This is a genomic window from Devosia enhydra (assembly GCF_900119845.1).
GTDB lineage: Bacteria > Pseudomonadota > Alphaproteobacteria > Rhizobiales > Devosiaceae > FPKU01.
In genome coordinates, this window is the sequence record NZ_FPKU01000002.1 from 478,549 (window position 1) to 496,261 (window position 17,713).

General features: G+C 67.5%; 17 protein-coding genes and 1 pseudogene. 8 read left to right on the forward strand and 10 right to left on the reverse strand.

What is annotated here, in order from left to right:
* The first annotated feature begins 14 nt into the window (after positions 1 to 14).
* From BT183_RS11400 to BT183_RS11410, 3 genes are all read left to right on the forward strand, one after another.
* Positions 15 to 1,328, forward strand: coding sequence for an ActS/PrrB/RegB family redox-sensitive histidine kinase (locus BT183_RS11400; RefSeq protein ID WP_072342928.1), 1,314 nt, complete (start codon positions 15 to 17; stop codon positions 1,326 to 1,328).
* 67 nt (positions 1,329 to 1,395) lie between these two features.
* Positions 1,396 to 1,947 (forward strand): ActR/PrrA/RegA family redox response regulator transcription factor, encoded by a 552-nt coding sequence (locus tag BT183_RS11405; protein ID WP_072342931.1) that lies wholly within the window; start codon positions 1,396 to 1,398, stop codon positions 1,945 to 1,947.
* A gap of 36 nt (positions 1,948 to 1,983) precedes the next feature.
* Positions 1,984 to 3,651, forward strand: coding sequence for an MBL fold metallo-hydrolase RNA specificity domain-containing protein (locus tag BT183_RS11410; RefSeq protein ID WP_072342933.1), 1,668 nt, complete (start codon positions 1,984 to 1,986; stop codon positions 3,649 to 3,651).
* A 38-nt stretch (positions 3,652 to 3,689) separates the two neighbouring features.
* Here the strand turns inward: BT183_RS11410 and BT183_RS11415 are convergent, their stop codons facing one another.
* A complete protein-coding gene (locus tag BT183_RS11415; protein ID WP_072342936.1) occupies positions 3,690 to 5,213 on the reverse strand; it encodes a YifB family Mg chelatase-like AAA ATPase in 1,524 nt (507 codons plus the stop codon).
* 195 nt (positions 5,214 to 5,408) lie between these two features.
* Here BT183_RS11415 and BT183_RS11420 point away from each other — a divergent pair, with 195 nt between their 5' ends.
* Positions 5,409 to 6,248, forward strand: a complete 840-nt coding sequence (locus BT183_RS11420; protein WP_072342939.1) for a glycoside hydrolase family 25 protein — start codon at positions 5,409 to 5,411, stop codon at positions 6,246 to 6,248.
* Positions 6,249 to 6,357: 109 nt separating this feature from the next.
* Entirely contained in the window at positions 6,358 to 6,483 is a 126-nt protein-coding gene (locus BT183_RS21170; protein WP_280173930.1) for a hypothetical protein, read from the forward strand.
* An 84-nt stretch (positions 6,484 to 6,567) separates the two neighbouring features.
* Here the strand turns inward: BT183_RS21170 and BT183_RS11425 are convergent, their stop codons facing one another.
* Positions 6,568 to 7,203 (reverse strand): MarC family protein, encoded by a 636-nt coding sequence (locus tag BT183_RS11425; protein WP_244545317.1) that lies wholly within the window; start codon positions 7,201 to 7,203, stop codon positions 6,568 to 6,570.
* A gap of 233 nt (positions 7,204 to 7,436) precedes the next feature.
* Between BT183_RS11425 and BT183_RS11430 the strand changes: the two are divergent.
* A pseudogene (locus tag BT183_RS11430) lies at positions 7,437 to 7,940 on the forward strand (outer membrane protein); the annotation flags it as partial.
* A 28-nt stretch (positions 7,941 to 7,968) separates the two neighbouring features.
* Here the strand turns inward: BT183_RS11430 and BT183_RS11435 are convergent.
* Genes BT183_RS11435 through rsmI form a run of 4 tightly spaced genes read right to left on the reverse strand, consistent with a single transcriptional unit; the run spans position 7,969 to position 10,427 of the window.
* Positions 7,969 to 8,199, reverse strand: coding sequence for a DUF2283 domain-containing protein (locus BT183_RS11435; RefSeq protein ID WP_244545318.1), 231 nt, complete (start codon positions 8,197 to 8,199; stop codon positions 7,969 to 7,971).
* 4 nt (positions 8,200 to 8,203) lie between these two features.
* The gene (gene gshB / locus BT183_RS11440) at positions 8,204 to 9,154 is read right to left on the reverse strand and encodes a glutathione synthase (protein WP_072342948.1); all 951 of its coding nucleotides are present in this window, start codon (positions 9,152 to 9,154) and stop codon (positions 8,204 to 8,206) included.
* Between the two features lie 18 nt (positions 9,155 to 9,172).
* Positions 9,173 to 9,565, reverse strand: a complete 393-nt coding sequence (locus tag BT183_RS11445) for a YraN family protein (protein WP_072344656.1) — start codon at positions 9,563 to 9,565, stop codon at positions 9,173 to 9,175.
* Positions 9,531 to 10,427 (reverse strand): 16S rRNA (cytidine(1402)-2'-O)-methyltransferase, encoded by an 897-nt coding sequence (rsmI, locus tag BT183_RS11450; RefSeq protein ID WP_072342951.1) that lies wholly within the window; start codon positions 10,425 to 10,427, stop codon positions 9,531 to 9,533. The genes BT183_RS11445 and rsmI overlap by 35 nt, the downstream gene beginning before the upstream one ends.
* Positions 10,428 to 10,602: 175 nt before the next feature.
* Between rsmI and BT183_RS11455 the strand changes: the two genes are divergently transcribed.
* A complete protein-coding gene (locus BT183_RS11455; protein ID WP_143145771.1) occupies positions 10,603 to 11,805 on the forward strand; it encodes a penicillin-binding protein activator in 1,203 nt (400 codons plus the stop codon).
* A gap of 229 nt (positions 11,806 to 12,034) precedes the next feature.
* Here BT183_RS11455 and pncA read toward each other — a convergent pair whose 3' ends face one another.
* From pncA to BT183_RS11475, 4 genes are read right to left on the reverse strand one after another with little or no spacing between them, the layout of a single operon-like run.
* A complete protein-coding gene (pncA, locus tag BT183_RS11460) occupies positions 12,035 to 12,661 on the reverse strand; it encodes a bifunctional nicotinamidase/pyrazinamidase (RefSeq protein ID WP_072342959.1) in 627 nt (208 codons plus the stop codon).
* 25 nt (positions 12,662 to 12,686) lie between these two features.
* Entirely contained in the window at positions 12,687 to 13,049 is a 363-nt protein-coding gene (locus BT183_RS11465) for a hypothetical protein (RefSeq protein WP_072342962.1), read from the reverse strand.
* 9 nt (positions 13,050 to 13,058) lie between these two features.
* Complete coding sequence (pabB, locus tag BT183_RS11470) at positions 13,059 to 14,840, reverse strand: aminodeoxychorismate synthase component I (protein WP_084603471.1); 1,782 nt, start codon at positions 14,838 to 14,840, stop codon at positions 13,059 to 13,061.
* Positions 14,837 to 15,457 (reverse strand): alpha-ketoglutarate-dependent dioxygenase AlkB, encoded by a 621-nt coding sequence (locus tag BT183_RS11475; protein WP_072342965.1) that lies wholly within the window; start codon positions 15,455 to 15,457, stop codon positions 14,837 to 14,839. Before BT183_RS11475 ends, pabB begins: the two co-directional genes overlap by 4 nt.
* A 224-nt stretch (positions 15,458 to 15,681) precedes the next feature.
* Between BT183_RS11475 and dnaK the strand changes: the two genes are divergently transcribed.
* On the forward strand, positions 15,682 to 17,586 hold the full coding sequence (gene dnaK, locus BT183_RS11480; RefSeq protein WP_072342968.1) for a molecular chaperone DnaK: 1,905 nt from the start codon (positions 15,682 to 15,684) through the stop codon (positions 17,584 to 17,586).
* The last annotated feature ends 127 nt before the right edge of the window (positions 17,587 to 17,713 follow it).

The following is a 17,713-nucleotide window of genomic DNA, read 5'->3' on the forward strand; positions in this document are numbered from 1 at the left end:
CTGGAGGACAAAAAATGAGCGCACAGGCTGTTGAAGCAAGCGGATTGCCGGGTGCCTGGCGACCGCTGCGGCTGGCCACACTGGTGTGGCTGCGCTGGCTCGCCATCGCCGGGCAGGCGGCGAGCGTGCTGTTCGTCGCCTTCGGGCTCGGCTACGACGTTCCGCTCGTGCCCTGTCTTGCGCTGATCGGGCTTTCGGTGGCGCTCAATGGCGCGCTGACGGTCAATCCCCCCGGTCCGCTGCGGCTGCCGGTGAGGGTCGCAACGCTGCTGCTCGCCTATGACTGCCTGCAGCTGGCCGGCCTGCTCGCGCTGACGGGCGGGCTGCAGAACCCGTTTTCGCTCCTCCTCCTCGCCCCGGTCTCGGTTTCGGCCACCACCCTGCCCCAGCGGGTGACGCTACTGCTGGCAGGCCTCGTGGTGATGCTCGCCTCGCTGCTCGCCATCGTGCACCTGCCCCTGCCCTGGGCGCCGGGGCAGCAGATCGTCTTTGACCGGGTCTATGTCATCGGCATCTGGGTCTCGATCCTCTGCGGGGTGGTGTTCATCGCCGCCTACACCAACCGCGTCGCCCACGAAGCCCGCCAGCTCGCCGATGCCCTGGCCGCCACCGAGCTCGCCCTGTCGCGGCGCGAACAGCTTTCGGCGCTCGACGGGCTTGCCGCCGCCGCCGCCCATGAGCTGGGCACCCCGCTCTCCACCATCGCGCTCGCCGCCCGCGAAATGCGCGACGAAGTGCCCGAGGGCCCTTTGCGCGAGGATGTCGAGCTCATCATCTCGCAGGCGGCGCGCTGCCGCGCCATCCTCGCCAAATTGCGCAATCTGGGTGCCGATGGCGGCGATCCGTTCCAGAGCGCCACCCTGCCTGCCCTCCTCGCCGAAGTGGCGCGTCCGCACCAGCAGCGCGACAAGCAGGTGGCCATCATCGCCCAGGGGCAGGGTCCCGAACCGGTCGTGCAGCGCAGCGTCGGCCTTCTCTACGGGCTGGGCAACCTCATCGAGAACGCCACCGATTTCGCCCGCTCGGGCGTCGAGGTGGTGGCGATGTGGGACGCCCAGAGTCTTTCGGTCTCTATCACCGACGATGGTCCGGGCTATCCGCCCGAACTGCTGGCGCGCCTCGGCGAACCCTATCTCACCACGCGCGGCGGCGACGGCGCGCAGGGCACGGGCGGCGGGCTGGGGCTCGGCATCTTTATCGCGCGCACGTTGCTCGAGCGCTCCGGAGCGCGGCTCGGCTTTTCCAATGCCGGCGCCGAGGGCCATGCGCGCGTCGTGATCACCTGGCCCCGTGGCGCCGTAGAAGACACGGGCAGCCCAGAATCCTGAGGCGCAGCGGCTATTTCCGCAGGCAGCCTTTGACCTTTCCACGCCGCGATACTATCTGAGAGGCACCATGAGCACAGAGATCGAGCTGCCGCCAGGCGACCAGAGCCTGCTTCTCGTCGATGACGACAAGGCCTTCCTCACGCGCCTCGAACGCGCCATGCAGAAGCGTGGCTTTTCCGTCCGCAGCGCCGATACCGTCGCCGATGGCCTCGCCGCCGTCGAGGCCGATCCGCCGGCCTATGCGGTGGTCGATCTCAGGCTCGAGGACGGCAACGGGCTCGACATCGTCTCGGCCCTCCACTCGCGGCGTCCCGATGCCCGCGCCGTCGTGCTCACCGGCTATGGCAACATCGCCACCGCGGTCACCGCGGTGAAGCTCGGCGCGGTCGATTACCTCTCCAAGCCCGCCGATGCCGACGACGTCATCAACGCCCTCCTCGCCACCGGCGAGGCACCCCCTGCCCCGCCCGACAATCCGATGTCGGCCGATCGGGTGCGGTGGGAGCATATCCAGCGCGTCTACGAACTCTGCGAACGCAACGTCTCGGAGACGGCGCGTCGGCTCAACATGCATCGGCGCACCCTGCAGCGCATCCTCGCCAAACGCGCCCCGCGCTGAGCGGTCCCTGATCTCAAATCCCTGCCGGGAGGTCCCATGAGCGTCACCTTGAGCTTTCACGGGGCCGCCGGCACCGTTACCGGATCGTGCTATCGGGTCCGTCATCCGGGCGGGCAGTTCCTCGTCGATTGCGGGCTGTTCCAGGGCAACAAGTCGGTCCGCGACCTCAATCACAAGCCGCTGCCGTTTTCACCCGGCGATATCGACTTCCTCCTCCTTACCCACGCCCATATCGACCATGCCGGGCTGCTGCCGCGGCTTTACCGCATGGGCTGGCGCGGCCCCATGCACATGACCGAGCCGACGGCCGGGCTGCTCGAATATCTCCTGCCCGACAGCGCCGGCATCCAGGAGAGCGAGGCCGAGGCCGAAACCAAGAAGCGCGGCCGCAAGGGCGAGCCCGCCGCCGCGCCGCTCTACACCATGGAAGATGCCGCCGAGGCGCTGCGCCACCGGGTCATCGTGCCCTATGGCAGCTGGATCGAGCCGGGGCCCGGCGTGCGCGCGCGGTACTGGAATGCCGGCCACATCCTGGGCTCGGCATCCATCGAGGTGGAAGTGGCAGACGGCGCCGGCAAGCCCGTGCGCCTGCTGTTTTCGGGCGATATCGGCCCGGACGAGAAGATCTTTTATGCCGAGCCCGACGCTCCGGCCGATTTCGACTACATCCTGTGCGAGGCCACCTATGGCGGGCGCGAGCGCGCCGATCGCACCCTGCCCGAACGCCGGGCGATACTGCGCGAGGAGATCAACGCGGCGCTGGGGCGCGGCGGCAATCTCATCATCCCCGCCTTCGCCGTCGAGCGCAGCCAGGAACTCTTGCACGACATCGGGGTGCTGATCCGCGACGGCGAGATCAATCCGCAGCTGGTGTTTCTCGATTCGCCGCTGGCCAGCCGGGTCACCGGGGTCTACCGCCAGCATGCGGCGATGTTCGAGGACAGCGCGCTCTCGGCCGACCAGCTGTTCAGCGATCCGCGCTTCCGCATCGTCGAGGCGGTCGAGGCCTCCAAGGCGATCAATTCCATCCGGGGCGGCGCCATCATCCTTTCGGCCTCGGGCATGGCCGATGCGGGACGCATCAAGCATCACCTGCGCAACAATCTGCCGCGCGGCAATGCCACCGTGCTGTTCGTCGGCTACCAGGCGCCCGGCACGCTCGGCCAGATCATCCTGTCGGGCGCCAAGGTGGTGCGCATCCACGGCACCGAAATTCCCGTCCGGGCCCGCATCCGCTCGATGGACAGCTATTCGGCCCATGCCGACCACACCGAGCTCATGGCCTGGGTGGCGGCGCGCCTGCCCGCCCATGGCGCCCTCTTTCTCACCCATGGCGAGGATGAGGAGCGGCGCGCGCTGCGCGAGGCGCTGGTCTCCACCGGGTCGCTCGCGGGCGACCAGGTGGTGCTGCCCATGCTCGACGATGCCTTCGAGCTGCGCGCCATGGGCGTTGCCGGGGTGGAGCGGGCGGCGCAGCCGCGCATCGATCCGGCCCAGCTCGGCTATGACTGGCACAACGCCTATGCCCATTTCGTCATTTCGCTCAGCCAGTCGCTGCAATCGGCCGCAACCGACGCCGAGCGCATGGCGCTGATGCGCCGGCTCGAGGCCAGCCTCGGCGCCGGCCCCCTGCCGCCGCCGATGGCACCGACGCCGCTCACCCCGGTCCCCGGCAAAGGCGCGGCTGAGCGCTACGGCGAATAGAGCGCTCGAGCGCGGAGGGAAAATCGCTCCGACGGCCCTCAGCCGCCGCCAAAGCCCAGGCGGTAGCTCAGCGCCTCGGCGACATGGGGACGCCCCACCCTCTCCACGCCAGACAGATCGGCCAGCGTGCGCGCGACCTTGAGCACCCGGTGATAGGCGCGGGCCGAGAGCTTGAAGCGTTCGGCCGCCTGCAGCAGCAGCGCCTGGCTCTCCTTGTCGGGGGCGGCGACCTCATCGATCAGCCGCGCCGGGGCCGCCGCATTGGTGGCGACGCCCATGGCGCCGAGCCGTTCATAGCGCATGCGCTGGATGCGACGAGCCGCCGCCACGCGGGTGGCGACCCTTGCCGAACTTTCCCCCGTTGCCGGCCCGATCATCTCGGCGGCGCCCACCGCCGGCACGTCGATGCGCAAATCGATGCGGTCGAGAAACGGGCCCGAGACGCGGCCCTGATAATCGGCGGCGCAGGCATCGCCGCGCCGGCAGGTATGGCCCGGCGTGCCGGCCAGCCCGCATTTGCACGGGTTCATCGCCGCCACGAGCTGGAAGCGCGCAGGAAACGTCACCCGCGCATTGGCCCGCGCGATCACCGTCTCGCCCGCCTCCATCGGCTGGCGCAGGCTGTCGAGAACGGAAGGCGGGAATTCCGGCAATTCATCGAGAAACAGCACGCCATTATGGGCAAGGCTGACTTCGCCCGGCCGAACCTTCAGCCCGCCGCCGACAAGCGCCGCCATCGAGGCCGAATGATGCGGCGCGCGGAACGGCCGCCGATCCGACAGCGCCCCGCCATCGAGTTCGCCCGCGATCGACTGGATCATCGAGACATCGAGCAGCTCGCGCGGATCGAGCGCCGGCAGGATCGAGGGCAGCCGCGTCGCCAGCATCGACTTGCCGGCGCCCGGCGGCCCGATCATCAAAAGGTTGTGTCCCCCGGCGGCCGCCACTTCGAGGGCGCGGCGCGCCACCTCCTGCCCGCGAATGTCGGCAAGGTCGGGCAGCCCTTCGCGCGGCGGCTGGCGGCGCGGCAGCGGCCGGGCGCAGAGCTGGTGGCCGGCCATGTGGTTGACCAGCGCCAGAAGCGTCTCGGGCGCGACGATATCGATCTCCTCGCCGGCCCAGGCCGCTTCGGGCCCGCAGGGCTCGGGACAGATGATGCCCAGCCCCTCCGCACCTGCCGCGATTGCCGCCGGCAGCGTGCCGTTGACCGGGGCGAGCCGGCCGTCGAGCCCAAGCTCCCCGATCACCAGATAGCCGGCAAAGGCATCGCCGGGCACGGCCCCGATCCCCGCCATAAGCCCGAGCGCGATGGGCAGGTCGTAATGGCTGCCCTCCTTGGGCAGGTCGGCGGGCGCCAGGTTGATGGTGATGCGCTTGGGCGGCAGCGACAGGCCCGAGGCGTGCAGGGCCGCCCGCACCCGCTCCCCCGATTCCTTGACCGCCTTGTCGGGCAGCCCGACGATGACAAAGCTCGGCAGCGCGCCGGGGGCAATCTGCACCTGCACGTCCACGGGCACCGCCTCGATGCCCCGGAACGCCACCGTCCTGACCCGCGTCACCATCCCGCCGCCCCCGATACGCACAAACCCTAGCATCGCAAAAGCGTGCAAACAAGAACGTTTGGCGAACGCATCGCGGCAACGCTGTGGCGGTTAACCACGCTCGCTGGTGTGAGGGTTAGCGCAAGGTTTCGTTAAGCTGCCCATGTTGATTCAAGTACCGACAAAGTCTCGTCTTTTTCCGGTTTGAACTCGCCCATGCCCAGCCTTGCGCGCACCCTTTGCTCCGTGTTGGCCAGAACGCTTCTGGCCCTGGCCGTCGTTGCGCTCGTTGCCGCCTGTGCCCGCTCGCCGGGCGGCATCGGCGCCCCGATCCCCGGCGACAGCCGGCCTCATGAGGGCGTGGCACGCGCCCGCGGCCTGCCGATCCAGGGCATCGACGTCGCCCGCTACCAGGGCGCGATCGACTGGAACCAGGTGCGTCGCGACGGCATGCATTTCGTCTTCATGAAGGGCACCGAGGGCAAGGATTACATCGATCCCAATTTCTACGCGAACTGGCGCGGCGCGCGCGAAGCCGGGGTCCCGCGCGGGGCCTATCACTTCATGACGTGGTGCTCGCTGGCGAGCGAGCAGGCGCGCTGGTTCGAACAGATGGTCCCGGCCGATCCCGATGCGCTGCCCCCGGTTCTCGACCTCGAATGGAACAATCATTCGAGCTGCAAGACCAAGCCGAGCCGGGCCGATGCGCTCGAGAAGATCCAGCTGATGCTCGACGCCATGGAGCGCCACACCGGCAAGCTGCCGATCATCTATACCGACATCAATTTCCACCGCGACGTGCTCGAGGGCCAGTATTTCCCCAACGCCTTCTGGCTGCGCTCCACCGCCGCCGAACCGCATGAGCGCTATCGCAACCGCGCCTGGACCTTCTGGCAGTGGACCCAGACGGGCCATGTCGCGGGCATCAAGCCGATGGTGGATCGCAACGCCTTCTATGGCAGCCGCGACGACTGGACAGTGTTCCTCCTCACCGGCTGCGATCCGCGCGCGGTGGCGGCGCTGGGGCCCAGCGGCCGGTGCCGCTCGGCGAAATAATCGCCGGGCCGCAGCCCTTGCCTATTGCGGCCTTGGCAGCGCGGGCCTAGCTCTAGTGGGCTCCAGTGATCGGGCAGGTGCCCGGTCCGGCACGCGACAGGTGTAGCCCATGGCCAAAGGTCAGCTGCGTTCCAACAAGGAAGCCAAGAAGCCCAAAAAGGACAAGATCAAGACGGCTACCGCCCCCGCATCGGGGACAGCGGTGACCGCCGCGACGTCGGGCAAGAAGAAATAGGCCTGCCCCCGGGCAGGCCGACCGTATCGGAGGCTTCATGGGCCGTGGCCGCAAGGCTGCGGCCCCTGCTTTTTCGCCCCGCCGTCAGCCCGGCGGCGCGCCGAGAAGTCCGCTCGCCGCAATGCCATCGAAGAGGAATTGCACCGCCAGCGCCGCCAGCAATATCCCCACGATGCGCGACACCACCGCAAGCCCAGTGAGGCCTAAAAGCCGCTGGATGGGAATGGCGAGCAGCATGGTGATCCAGGCCAGCACCATGATCAGCACCAGCGCCAGCAGCACCAGCCAGCGATCGAGATCGCTCTCAGCTCCCGTGGTCAGAAGGATCACCGCGCTGATCGCGCCGGGCCCGGCCAGAAGCGGCATGGCGAGCGGAAAGATCGAGAGATCGTCGCGCTGGCGCGATTCGGCCTCCTCGTCATCGGTGGTGCCCGTGGCGCCGGAATGCCGTGCGAACACCATGTCGATGGCAATCAGCAGCAGCAGCACCCCGCCCGCCGTGCGCAGCGCCGGCAGGGTGATGCCGAAGACCTTGAGGATCCCGTCCCCGATCACCCCAAAGACAAGCAGGATGCCACCCGCCACCAGCGCCCCGCGCGTGGCAAAGGCGAAGCGCCGGCCATGCGATACATCCTTGGTCAGCGCCGCAAAGATGAAGGCGATATCGGCCACCCCGACGGTCGCAAAAAAGGTCGCAAGCGCAACGAGGAAACTGTTCATGACACCCTCCCGGCCGTCATCGCTCCCGGCCCTGCCCCGCCCAGTGTGGCTTTTGCGCATCAAGGCGGCAAGTGTGCATTGAGCGCCCTCTCGCGCCTCCAGGCGCGATATTGAAAGGCTTTGCGAAGCCGCGCACAGTCCACTCCACATCCTTGGGGGATATCTCGATGCGTTCGATTGCCGTGGCCCTGCTTGCACTCATCGCTCCGGGCTAGGCGCTCGCCAGCGACTGGTCCGGATTTTATGCCGAGATCTATGGCGGAGCGCGCCTGGCCGGCCTCTCCAGCTATTATGATTATCACGAGGAATACGACATGCTGGCCGGCCCGGTGGTGGGCGCATCGGTGGGCGTGGGCACACCGGTTCCCGGCCTTTCCGCCGAGCTCGACCTGATGTGGACCTCGGCAGAATACGATTATCTCGAGGACTATCTGAGGACGCTGAGCCTCATGGCCAACCTCGAATACACCGTCGCCCTCAACGACACCTTCGCCGTTTACGGTCTCGCCGGCGCGGGCCTTCTCAACATCACCTTCGAGGATTCGGTGGGCGAGACCTGGAGCGGCACGGGCCCGGGCTACCAGCTCGGCGCGGGCGTGCGCGCCCAGCTCACCGATCAGGTGGCGCTCTACGCCGAATACAAGTTCCAGAACAGCTTCGGCTATGTCGATGTCGATGGCGACGACGTCTCCTCGCCCACCAGCAACGTCCTCCTCGGCCTGCGCTTCACGCCCTGATCTGGGGGATTATTGCAGGCAGCGCCCTTCAAGAGCGGGGGCTGATCGCGTCATCGAGAAGGCCCGGCGACAGGCGCATCCGGGCATCGAGCACCTCGATGCCCACGATATGGCCCCGCGCATCGTAGTCGAACACGACCCCCGGCGAGGCCTCCTGGCTCTCGACCACCGGGCCTGGCGACAGGCGGATATAGGCGGCGTTGGCCGTTGCGTCATAGGCAACGGCCAGGATCTGCTGGGCCTTGTCCGGATCGGACACGCGGCTAAACCGCCGCCCGGCGCGTCTCGATCGCGTCCCAGATCAGAGCGGCGATGTCGGGGCCGCCGAAGCGCTTGATCTCGCGGATGCCGGTGGGCGAGGTGACGTTGATCTCGGTGAGGTACCCACCGATCACGTCGATGCCCACGAAGATCATTCCGAGTGCCTTGAGCCGCGGGCCGATGGCGGCGCAGATCTCGCGCTCCTTGGCGGTCAGCTCAGACAGTTCGGGTCGCCCGCCGACATGCATGTTGGAGCGCGCCTCGCCTTCGGCGGGGATGCGATTGAGCCCGGCCACCGCCTCGCCATCCACGAGGATGATGCGCTTGTCGCCCTTGCGCACGTCGGGCAGGTATTTCTGCACCATGAAGGGCTCGGGAAAGGCCTGTTCGAACAGTTCGATCAGCGAATTGAGGTTGTGGTCGCCTTCCTGGATGAAGAACACCCCGGCCCCGCCATTGCCATAGAGCGGCTTGACGATGATGTTGCCATGCTCCTTGCGGAAGGCGTGGATCATGCCGCGATCGCGCGTCACGAGAGTGGGCGGCATCAGTTCGGGAAATTCGGTGACGAGGATCTTTTCGGGGCTGTTGCGCACCGCCGCCGCCGGGTTGACCACCAGCACCTTCGGCTCCAGCCGCTCGAGGAAATAGGTGAGGGTGGTGTAGTTCATGTCGAAGGGCGGGTCCTGGCGCATCAGCACCACGTCGAAGCCCGAAAGGTCGGCGCGGGCGAACTCACCAAGGGTGAAATGCTGGCCCTTTTCGGCGTCGGTCACCGTGATCGGGGCGAGATTGGCGCTGACCTTATTGTCGCGCAGCGCCAGCGTGTCGGGGGTGTAATAGGCGATCTCGTGCCCGCGCGCCTGCGCCTCGAGCATCAGCGCGAAGGTCGAATCCCCCCTGGGGTTGATCGAGGCGATGGGGTCCATCTGCACGGCGATGCGAAGCGGCATGGCAAGCTCTCGGAGGATCTAGAAACCGGTGGCGGAAAAGGCATTCCTGACATGGCGCGGCCATGTGCCGGGTGCAAGGAAAAACACGTCGAACCGCATCGGGTGATCGGCGAGACGCGGATTGCGGGCCCGGAAATACTCGGCCGCCCGCACCAGCCGCTGCCGGTTGACCGAAGCCAGCGCATTGGCCTCGCCCGCCGCGCTGCCGCGCGTCTTGACCTCGACGAAGACGATCGATCGCCCGCGCCGCACGATGAGGTCGATCTCCCCCACCGGCGTCTTGTAGCGCTTTGCGATAACCCGATAGAATCGGCAATTGAACCACAGCGCCGCGAGGGTTTCGGCACGGCGGCCCTGCCGTTCGGCGCGGGCGCGATCAGGGCTTTTGTTCGCGGAGGGCGAGCGCGGCATCATACACCTCCTTGCGCTTAAGCCCGAAACGGGCCGCAACGGCATCCACGGCGTCGCGCACGCTCTGGGCCTCCAGCGCCTCGGCAAGGGCCTCCTGCCAGTCAGCTTCAGCCACCACGCGCTCGGGCGCGCCGGCCACCAGCACCACGGCCTCGCCCCTGGTTTCGCCTTCGGCGAAGCGCGCGGCGAGATCGGCCAGCGTGCCCCGCTCCACCCGTTCGAAGCGCTTGGTCAATTCCAGCGCCACCGCCGCCTCGCGATCGGCCCCGAAGCTTTCGGCCATGTCGGCCAGGGTCTCGGCCAGCCGTCGCGGCGATTCGTAATAGACCAGCGTGTCGCGCCGCTCGGCCTCCTGCGCCAGCGCCTTGCGGCGGGCCGCCTGCCGGGCCGGCAGAAAGCCGAAAAAGCCGAAGGCATCGGTGGGCAGCCCCGCCACAGACAGCGCCGAGAGCAGCGCCGAGGCGCCCGGCACGGCAAAGACCGGCAGCCCCGCCTCGCGCACCGCGCGCACCAGCGGAAAGCCGGGATCGGAGAGCAGCGGCGTCCCGGCATCGGAAATCAGCGCGATCGCCGCCCCCTGCCCCAGCCGGTCGATCACCTCGCCGATGCGCGCATGCTCGTTGTGCTCGTGCAGCGCCCGGCGCGGCGTGCGGATGCCGTAATGGTCGAGCAGCGTGGCGGAATGCCGCGTATCCTCGCAGAGCACGAGATCGGCACCGGCCAGCACACCGAGCGCGCGGATGGTGATGTCCGCAAGGTTTCCAATCGGGGTCGCCACCACATACAGCCCCTGCTGCGGGCGCGTCGCGGCGAGCTTCTGGCCGGCGACGTGATAGCTTGGCTCTGGCGTTCCCTCGGTCACGCGCCCTCCCTGCGGCTCGAAGGCGCTGTGCCTTCTGGCGCGCCCATTCGCCTTAGTCTTTAAGCGCGAGGCCTGCTCCTGTATAGACGAGCCGGGGCCGGGGCGGCCTGCCTTGTTCCGGGCATGATTGCCGGAAAGCTTGGTGCGCAAGGATTTTCTCGACGCGGGGGGCAGAGTGGACAGCATCGGCCGATTGGGACGCATCGCACGGATCGCCACCGGCATCGCGCTTGCCGGCCTCCTGGCCGCCTGCGCCTCGGTCGGCTTCGGCCCGATGATGAGCGAGGGCGGCACCACCGCCGACGCGTCCGCCCTTCCGGCCGTGCAGGGCCGCACCTTCGGCACCGGGCCCACCCGCGTGGCGCTGCTTTTGCCGCTTTCGGGCGATCCGGCGCTGGTTTCGGTGGGCAGCTCGCTCTCCAACGCCGCCCAGCTGGGCATGAAGTTCATCGCCGACAGCCCCAACCTCACCGAGAACATCACCCTCGTCCTCAAGGACAGCGGGGATACGGCGGGCGGCGCGGCGCAGGCGGCGAGCCAGGCGGTGGCCGAGGGCGCGAGCCTCATCCTCGGGCCGCTGCGCGCCGATCAGGTGACGGCGGTGGGCGGGGTGGCGCGCACCGCCGGCATCCCGGTCATCGGCTTTTCCAACAATTCGGGCGCCGCCGCTCCAGGGGTCTATCTCCTCAACGTCCTCCCCGAGGTCGAGGCCAAGCGCGCCTTGAGCTTCGTGCATGGCAAGGGCAAGCGCGCCTTTGCCGGCATTTTCCCGGCCACCGATTTCGGCCGCATCCATGAGGGCGCCTTCCGCCAGGCGGCAGCCGATCTCGGGCTCAACGCCCGGGCGGTCTATTCCTTTTCCAACGAGGCCGAAGCCCGCGCCTTGGTCCAGCAGGTGGCCCCCCTGCTGCAATCGCGCCAGATCGACACGCTGTTCCTGCCCGATCGTTCGACCGCGCCCAGCTTTGCCGTGATGCTCGAGGAGGCCGGCGTGCCCATGGGCACGGTGCAGATCGTGGGTTCGGCCGACTGGAACGGCGACCAGGCCATCATGAACACGCCCTTCCTGTCGGGCGCGCTCTATCCGGCCGTCGATGAAACCGGCTACCAGGCGCTGGCCGGCGAATACCGCGCCCTGTTCGGGGGCGAACCGCACCCGCTCGCCACCATCTCCTATACCGCCGTCATCCTCGCCAACGCCTCGGCCCTCTCCCAGTCGACGCCCAAATATGACCGGGCGGCGCTGACCATCGCCGGAGGCTTCAACGGCCGCGACGGCGTCTTCCGCTTCCTGCCCGATGGGCGCAGCGAATATGCGCTGGTGATGAAGGAAATCGCCATTGCCAGCGCCCGCATCGTCGACGGGCCCAAGCTCTAGCGCGCTTCACCTTAAGGCTGGATCCCTCTCAGGACGCACTGAGCTCTCAGTCGGCCTCCCTCCCCTTGGACGGGGAGGGCCGGGGAGGGGTGACGGGAGCCAGTGAATCAACGGTGTGTCTGGTGGCTCTCCGCCCACCCACCCTTGATCCCTCCCCGCAAAGGGGGAGGGTGACGACTGCAGCGCCGCGCATCAGCCCAAACCTGAAACGGCCTAGCTGGCGTCCGGTTCAGCTAATCGCGCCGCTCGTCACTCGCGTGACGCCGGCCCTATCCATGTCGGCGAGCGCCTTTTGCAGCGAGCCATCCGCATCGATGGCGCGCGAGAGATCCTCGACCACGATCGCATCGAACCCGAACGCCCGCGCGTCGAGTGCCGACCAGCCGACGCAGAAATCGAGCGCCAGCCCGCAGAGATAGACCCGCGAGAGCCCCCGTTCGCGCAGATAGCCGGCAAGCCCGGTCGGCGTCCTGCGATCGGCCTCGAGAAAGGCCGAATAGGAATCGATGCCGACCCGATAGCCCTTGCGGATGATGAGCTCGGCTGCATCGAGGCGCATCGCCGGATGGATCTCGGCCCCCTGCGTGCCCTGGACGCAATGGTCGGGCCAGAGCACCTGCGGGCCATAATCGAGGTCGATCACCGAAAACGCCGCCCGCCCCGCATGGCTCGAGGCAAAGGAGAGATGGCCTGGCGGATGCCAATCCTGCGTCAGCACCAGATGATCGAAGCGCTCGGCCAGCGCCCTGATGCCGGGAATGATGGCATCGCCATCGGCCACCGCCAGCGCACCGCGGGGCAGGAAATCATGCTGCATGTCGACAATGACGAGCACATCGCTTTTCGGATCGATCATCGCGTCTTTCTCCTCGTCCTGCGCGTCATTGCGGAAAACCGGCAAGCGCCGCGCAATCCTCAAAGCTCAGCGCCGGACGCGCGTCGCCGGCAAGGCTCGCTTCCACCTCGATCCTGAGGCTGGCGAGCAGTTCGTCGGTGCGTTCGGGCGACCAGCCGGAATCGCCATAGGCGACCGTTGCCGCCTCGATCAGCGCCGTGCCGCCATCGCGGAAGATTTCGGCGAGCTGTTTCTGCTCGGCATTGGCCGTGTCCGCCACCTCCTCGGCCATCATCGAGAGGGCGACCCCGCACCAGGCCTGGGCGCGCGGCCCCTCGGGCACGGCCTGCGCCACCGCGACGCCGCAGGAGAGGAGGGCAAGGATGAACGGGAACGAAATGCGGATCATGGCCAAAGTCTAGGCCCCGGCCTCGGGCGCAACAAGCTTGGCGGGCATCAGCCCGCGCAGCGAATTGCCAAGATGGATAATGGCGCCTTCCAGATCGGCCGGCCGCAGCACCGCCTCGCGCGCCCGTCCGGTGGCGATGAGCTCGGCCCGCAGCACCCCGGCCAGAAGCCCCGAGGCCAGCGGCGGGGTCAAGAGCACGCCATCGCGCTCGACAAACAGCGAGGTGATCGAGCCTTCGGTGAGCTCGCCGCGCGTATTGAGGAACACCACCTCGTCGATCGGCAGAAGCGCCTTCATCGCTTCGCGCGGCGGATCGTAGATGTGGCGCCGCGTGGTCTTGTGGATCAGCAGCGGATCGGTCTCGTCGATGATCTCGGGCGCGATCGCGAAGCGGAAGGGGCCCGGCGCCTGGGGCGGCATCGGCACGGCGGTTACCGAGAGCCCGTCCCTGGGGTCGAGCAACAGCCGCACCCGCATGCGCGGCGCCGAAAACCCCGAAATCGCCGCTTCGAGCGCATCCCCGGCCGCGCCGTCATCGAGCGCGATCCCCAGCGCCCCGGCCGACGCCGCGAGCCGCTCGAGATGCCGGTCGAGCAGCCAATAGCCCCTGCCCTCTTCCCAGAGCAGCGTTTCGATCAATCCGGGCGGCTCGGCGGCCTTCAGAAAACTCATCTTGAGCAGCGCTTCCTCATATTCATCCCCCGCCTCGCTATCGGCCACGATGCCCCCGCCGACGCCGATCTCGCCCCGCCCGTCCGGACCGATCACGAGGGTGCGGATCGCGACGTTGAAGCGGAAATCGCCATCGGGGGCGATCGATCCGATGGCCCCCGTATAGAACCCGCGCGGCTCGGGCTCCAGTTCCGCGATGATCTCCATGGCGCGAATCTTGGGCGCCCCGGTGATCGAGCCGCAGGGAAAAAGCGACAGCAGCGCATCGATGGGGTCGATGCCCTCAGCCATCTCCGCCGTGATCGTCGAGGTCATCTGGTGGAGGCTGGGATAGGTCTCGACGGCAAAAAGCTGCGGCACCCGCACGCTGCCGATCCGCGCGATGCGCGAGAGATCGTTGCGCAGAAGGTCAACGATCATCAGGTTCTCGGCCCGGTTCTTGGCATCGGCGGCAAGCCGTGCCCGCGCCGCCGCGTCGGCCTCTTGGGTCGCGCCCCGCGCCATCGTGCCCTTCATCGGCCGGGCGGTGAGGCGGCCCCCTTCGTTGGCCACGAAGAGCTCGGGCGAGAGCGAGAGCACATGCGCGTCGGCAAGCCGCATCAGCGCCCCATGCGCCACCGGCTGGGCCGCCACCAGCAGGCGATAGAGCGCCGCCGGATCGCCGCGGCTTTCGAGGCGCGCCCTGAAGGTCAGGTTGGCCTGATAGATGTCGCCCGCCGCGATATAGCGCAGGATGGCGGCTACCGCCGCGCCATGATCCGCCCCGTCATGCCCGAGCCGCCTCAGTTCGACCTCGGCCGGACCCCGCCCGCAGCGCCTGAGACAATCGATCCGGTCGTGTCCCGCGAGCACCTCAGGCGCATCGAACACCCCCATCTCGATGAGCGGCAGGTCGGCATCGGGCAGCAGTGGGCGCAGCCGCTCTTCGCGCCAGAGCCCCAGCTCATAGCCGAGCGCGCCGGCAAGGTAATATCCCGCCTCCCGCGCCTTGCGCATCCGCGCCAGCGCGTCGGGCACCTCGGCGCCCCGGCGCGCGCTGATCCAGTCGCGGGGGGCGGCAAAGAGCAGCGCGCGGCCGGCAAGCGCGTCGTCGAGCAGCACCGTCCCGATGTCGATCACGGCAGGGTCACCCGCCGCAGCGTCAGATTGATCCGCCCGCCCTCGGGAAAGACGCCCGCATGGCGCCCCAGGAGGGTGGACGTCCCCGGCATCAGCCTGTCGATGCCGTGGAAGGCGAGCCGCTCGGGCCCTGCCAGCATCATCACATCGCCCGATTCGAGCATGAAGCTCGTCGTCGGATCCTCCCGCCGTGTGCCGCCCAGGCGGAACCGCGCGCTGTCGCCGAGCGAAACCGAGAGCACGGGCGCGTCGAAATCGGCCTCGTCGCGGTCCTGGTGAAGGCCCATCTTCGCCTTGGGGCCATAATGATTGACGAGGCAGGCCTCGGGGGGATGGGCATAGCCGGCATGCTTTTGCCAAAGAGCGAGCAGCATCGTCGGCATCGGCGCCCAGGGCGTCCCCGTATCGGGATGCAGCGCCTGGTAGCGATAGCCGCGCTTGTCCGAGACCCAGCCCAATGGCCCCAGATTGGTCATCCGCACCGAAAACGGCGTGCCCCAGCGCGGCAGGGTCGGCTGGAAGAACGGCGCGACCGACAGGCTTTCCACCACCGCGTCGATCAGGGCGATCTGCGTGGCGTCATCGAGATGGTCGACAATAAGATCGGCTGGGGTCAAGGGGGCGGCCTCGGGCAGGAAGCGGGGCGGAACGGGGGCAGACGGGTTTTCCCGGCCATCGCGCTTGCAGGGCCGGAATCAGCCTCCTATATAGCCCTCGACGCCCGGAAGCGGGCAATATGAACCAAATCTCATACGGGGACCTGGGTCCGCGCGAGTGGACCACGGAACTGCCGGATCCTCGGGGTTCCAGCATGGGTTCGCTAGGAAAGAGGCTAGAAGACATGGCTAAAGTCATCGGTATCGATCTGGGCACGACCAACAGCTGCGTCGCAGTGATGGATGGCTCGACCCCCAAGGTCATCGAGAATGCGGAAGGCGCGCGCACCACGCCCTCCATGGTCGCCTTCTCCAAGGATGGAGAGCGTCTGGTCGGCCAGCCGGCCAAGCGCCAGGCGGTCACCAATCCGGAAGGCACGCTGTTCGCGGTCAAGCGCCTGATCGGGCGCCGCTACAACGACCCGATGGTGGAAAAGGACAAGGGCCTCGTCCCCTTCAAGATCGTGCAGGGCGACAATGGCGACGCCTGGGTCGATGTCGCGGCCAAGAAATACTCGCCCTCCGAAATCTCGGCCATGATCCTCACCAAGATGAAGGAAACGGCCGAAAGCTATCTGGGCGAAACCGTCACCCAGGCGGTCATCACCGTGCCGGCCTATTTCAACGACAGCCAGCGCCAGGCCACCAAGGATGCCGGCAAGATCGCCGGCCTCGAAGTGCTGCGCATCATCAACGAGCCCACCGCGGCGGCACTCGCCTACGGCCTCGACAAGAAGAACACCGGCACCATCGCGGTCTATGACCTTGGCGGCGGCACCTTTGACATTTCCGTCCTCGAGATCGGCGATGGCGTATTCGAGGTGAAGTCCACCAATGGCGACACCTTCCTCGGTGGCGAAGACTTCGACATGCGGCTCGTCGATTATCTCGCCGACGAGTTCAAGAAGGAGCAGGGCATCGACCTGCGCAAGGACAAGCTCGCCCTTCAGCGCCTCAAGGAGGCTGCCGAAAAGGCCAAGATCGAGCTCTCGTCCTCGACGCAGACCGAAATCAACCTGCCCTTCATCACCGCCGATGCCTCGGGCCCCAAGCACCTCACCCTCAAGCTCTCGCGCGCCAAGTTCGAGCAGCTGGTCGATGACCTGATCCAGAAGACCATCGACCCCTGCAAGATGGCGCTCAAGGATGCCGGCGTCACCGCCGCGCAGATCGACGAAGTGGTGCTGGTGGGCGGCATGAGCCGCATGCCCAAGGTGCAGGAGATCGTCAAGCAGCTGTTCGGCAAGGAGCCGCACAAGGGCGTCAACCCGGATGAAGTGGTCGCCATGGGCGCCGCCATCCAGGCCGGCGTGCTGCAGGGCGACGTCAAGGATGTGCTGCTGCTCGACGTGACCCCGCTCTCGCTCGGTATCGAGACGCTGGGCGGCGTGTTCACGCGCCTCATCGATCGCAACACCACCATCCCGACCAAGAAGAGCCAGACCTTCTCGACGGCCGAGGACAACCAGTCGGCGGTGACCATCCGCGTGTTCCAGGGCGAACGCGAAATGGCCGCCAACAACAAGCTCCTGGGCAATTTCGACCTCTCCGGCATTCCGCCGGCGCCGCGCGGCGTGCCGCAGATCGAGGTGACCTTCGACATCGACGCCAACGGCATCGTCAATGTCTCGGCCAAGGACAAGGGCACCGGCAAGGAGCAGCAGATCCGCATCCAGGCCTCGGGTGGCCTGTCGGATGCCGACATCGAGCGCATGGTCAAGGAGGCCGAGCAGAACGCCGAGGCCGACAAGAAGCGGCGCGAGGCGGTCGAGGCCAAGAACCAGGCCGAATCGCTTATCCATTCGACCGAGAAGTCGCTCAAGGATTATGGCGACAAGGTCGGGGCCGATGAAAAGGGCGCCATCGAGGCGGCCATCGTGGGCCTGCGCGAAGTGATCGACGGCGACGATGCCGAGCAGATCAAGGAGCGCACCGCCACCCTCGCCGAAGCCTCGATGAAGCTCGGCGAAGCGATGTACAAGCAGTCCCAGGCGGAAGCCGAGGCCAAGGCCTCAGGCGCCCGGCCCGAGGACGACGATGTCGTCGATGCCGATTTCGAAGAGGTCAAGGACGACAAGAAGTCGGCCTGATCGTTTCCTTCCGACAGTCTTCAAGGGCCTGGCACAGCGCCGGGCCCTTTTTGTTTGCGCTGTTGGTCCGGCTGCGACCTTGGGGCAACATTTGCATTGCCCTGTGCGCATCGGGGGCGTTTCACGT

Coding starts and splice junctions, on each gene's coding strand:
- BT183_RS11410 (WP_072342933.1), top strand. CDS start 1,984: ATGAGCGTCACCTTGAGCTTTCACGGGGCCGCCGGCACCGTTACCGGA.
- BT183_RS11415 (WP_072342936.1), bottom strand. CDS start 5,213: ATGGTGACGCGGGTCAGGACGGTGGCGTTCCGGGGCATCGAGGCGGTG.
- BT183_RS11420 (WP_072342939.1), top strand. CDS start 5,409: ATGCCCAGCCTTGCGCGCACCCTTTGCTCCGTGTTGGCCAGAACGCTT.
- BT183_RS11405 (WP_072342931.1), top strand. CDS start 1,396: ATGAGCACAGAGATCGAGCTGCCGCCAGGCGACCAGAGCCTGCTTCTC.
- gshB (WP_072342948.1), bottom strand. CDS start 9,154: ATGCCGCTTCGCATCGCCGTGCAGATGGACCCCATCGCCTCGATCAAC.
- pncA (WP_072342959.1), bottom strand. CDS start 12,661: ATGATCGATCCGAAAAGCGATGTGCTCGTCATTGTCGACATGCAGCAT.
- BT183_RS11465 (WP_072342962.1), bottom strand. CDS start 13,049: ATGATCCGCATTTCGTTCCCGTTCATCCTTGCCCTCCTCTCCTGCGGC.
- BT183_RS21170 (WP_280173930.1), top strand. CDS start 6,358: ATGGCCAAAGGTCAGCTGCGTTCCAACAAGGAAGCCAAGAAGCCCAAA.
- dnaK (WP_072342968.1), top strand. CDS start 15,682: ATGGCTAAAGTCATCGGTATCGATCTGGGCACGACCAACAGCTGCGTC.
- BT183_RS11425 (WP_244545317.1), bottom strand. CDS start 7,203: ATGAACAGTTTCCTCGTTGCGCTTGCGACCTTTTTTGCGACCGTCGGG.
- BT183_RS11445 (WP_072344656.1), bottom strand. CDS start 9,565: ATGCCGCGCTCGCCCTCCGCGAACAAAAGCCCTGATCGCGCCCGCGCC.
- BT183_RS11400 (WP_072342928.1), top strand. CDS start 15: ATGAGCGCACAGGCTGTTGAAGCAAGCGGATTGCCGGGTGCCTGGCGA.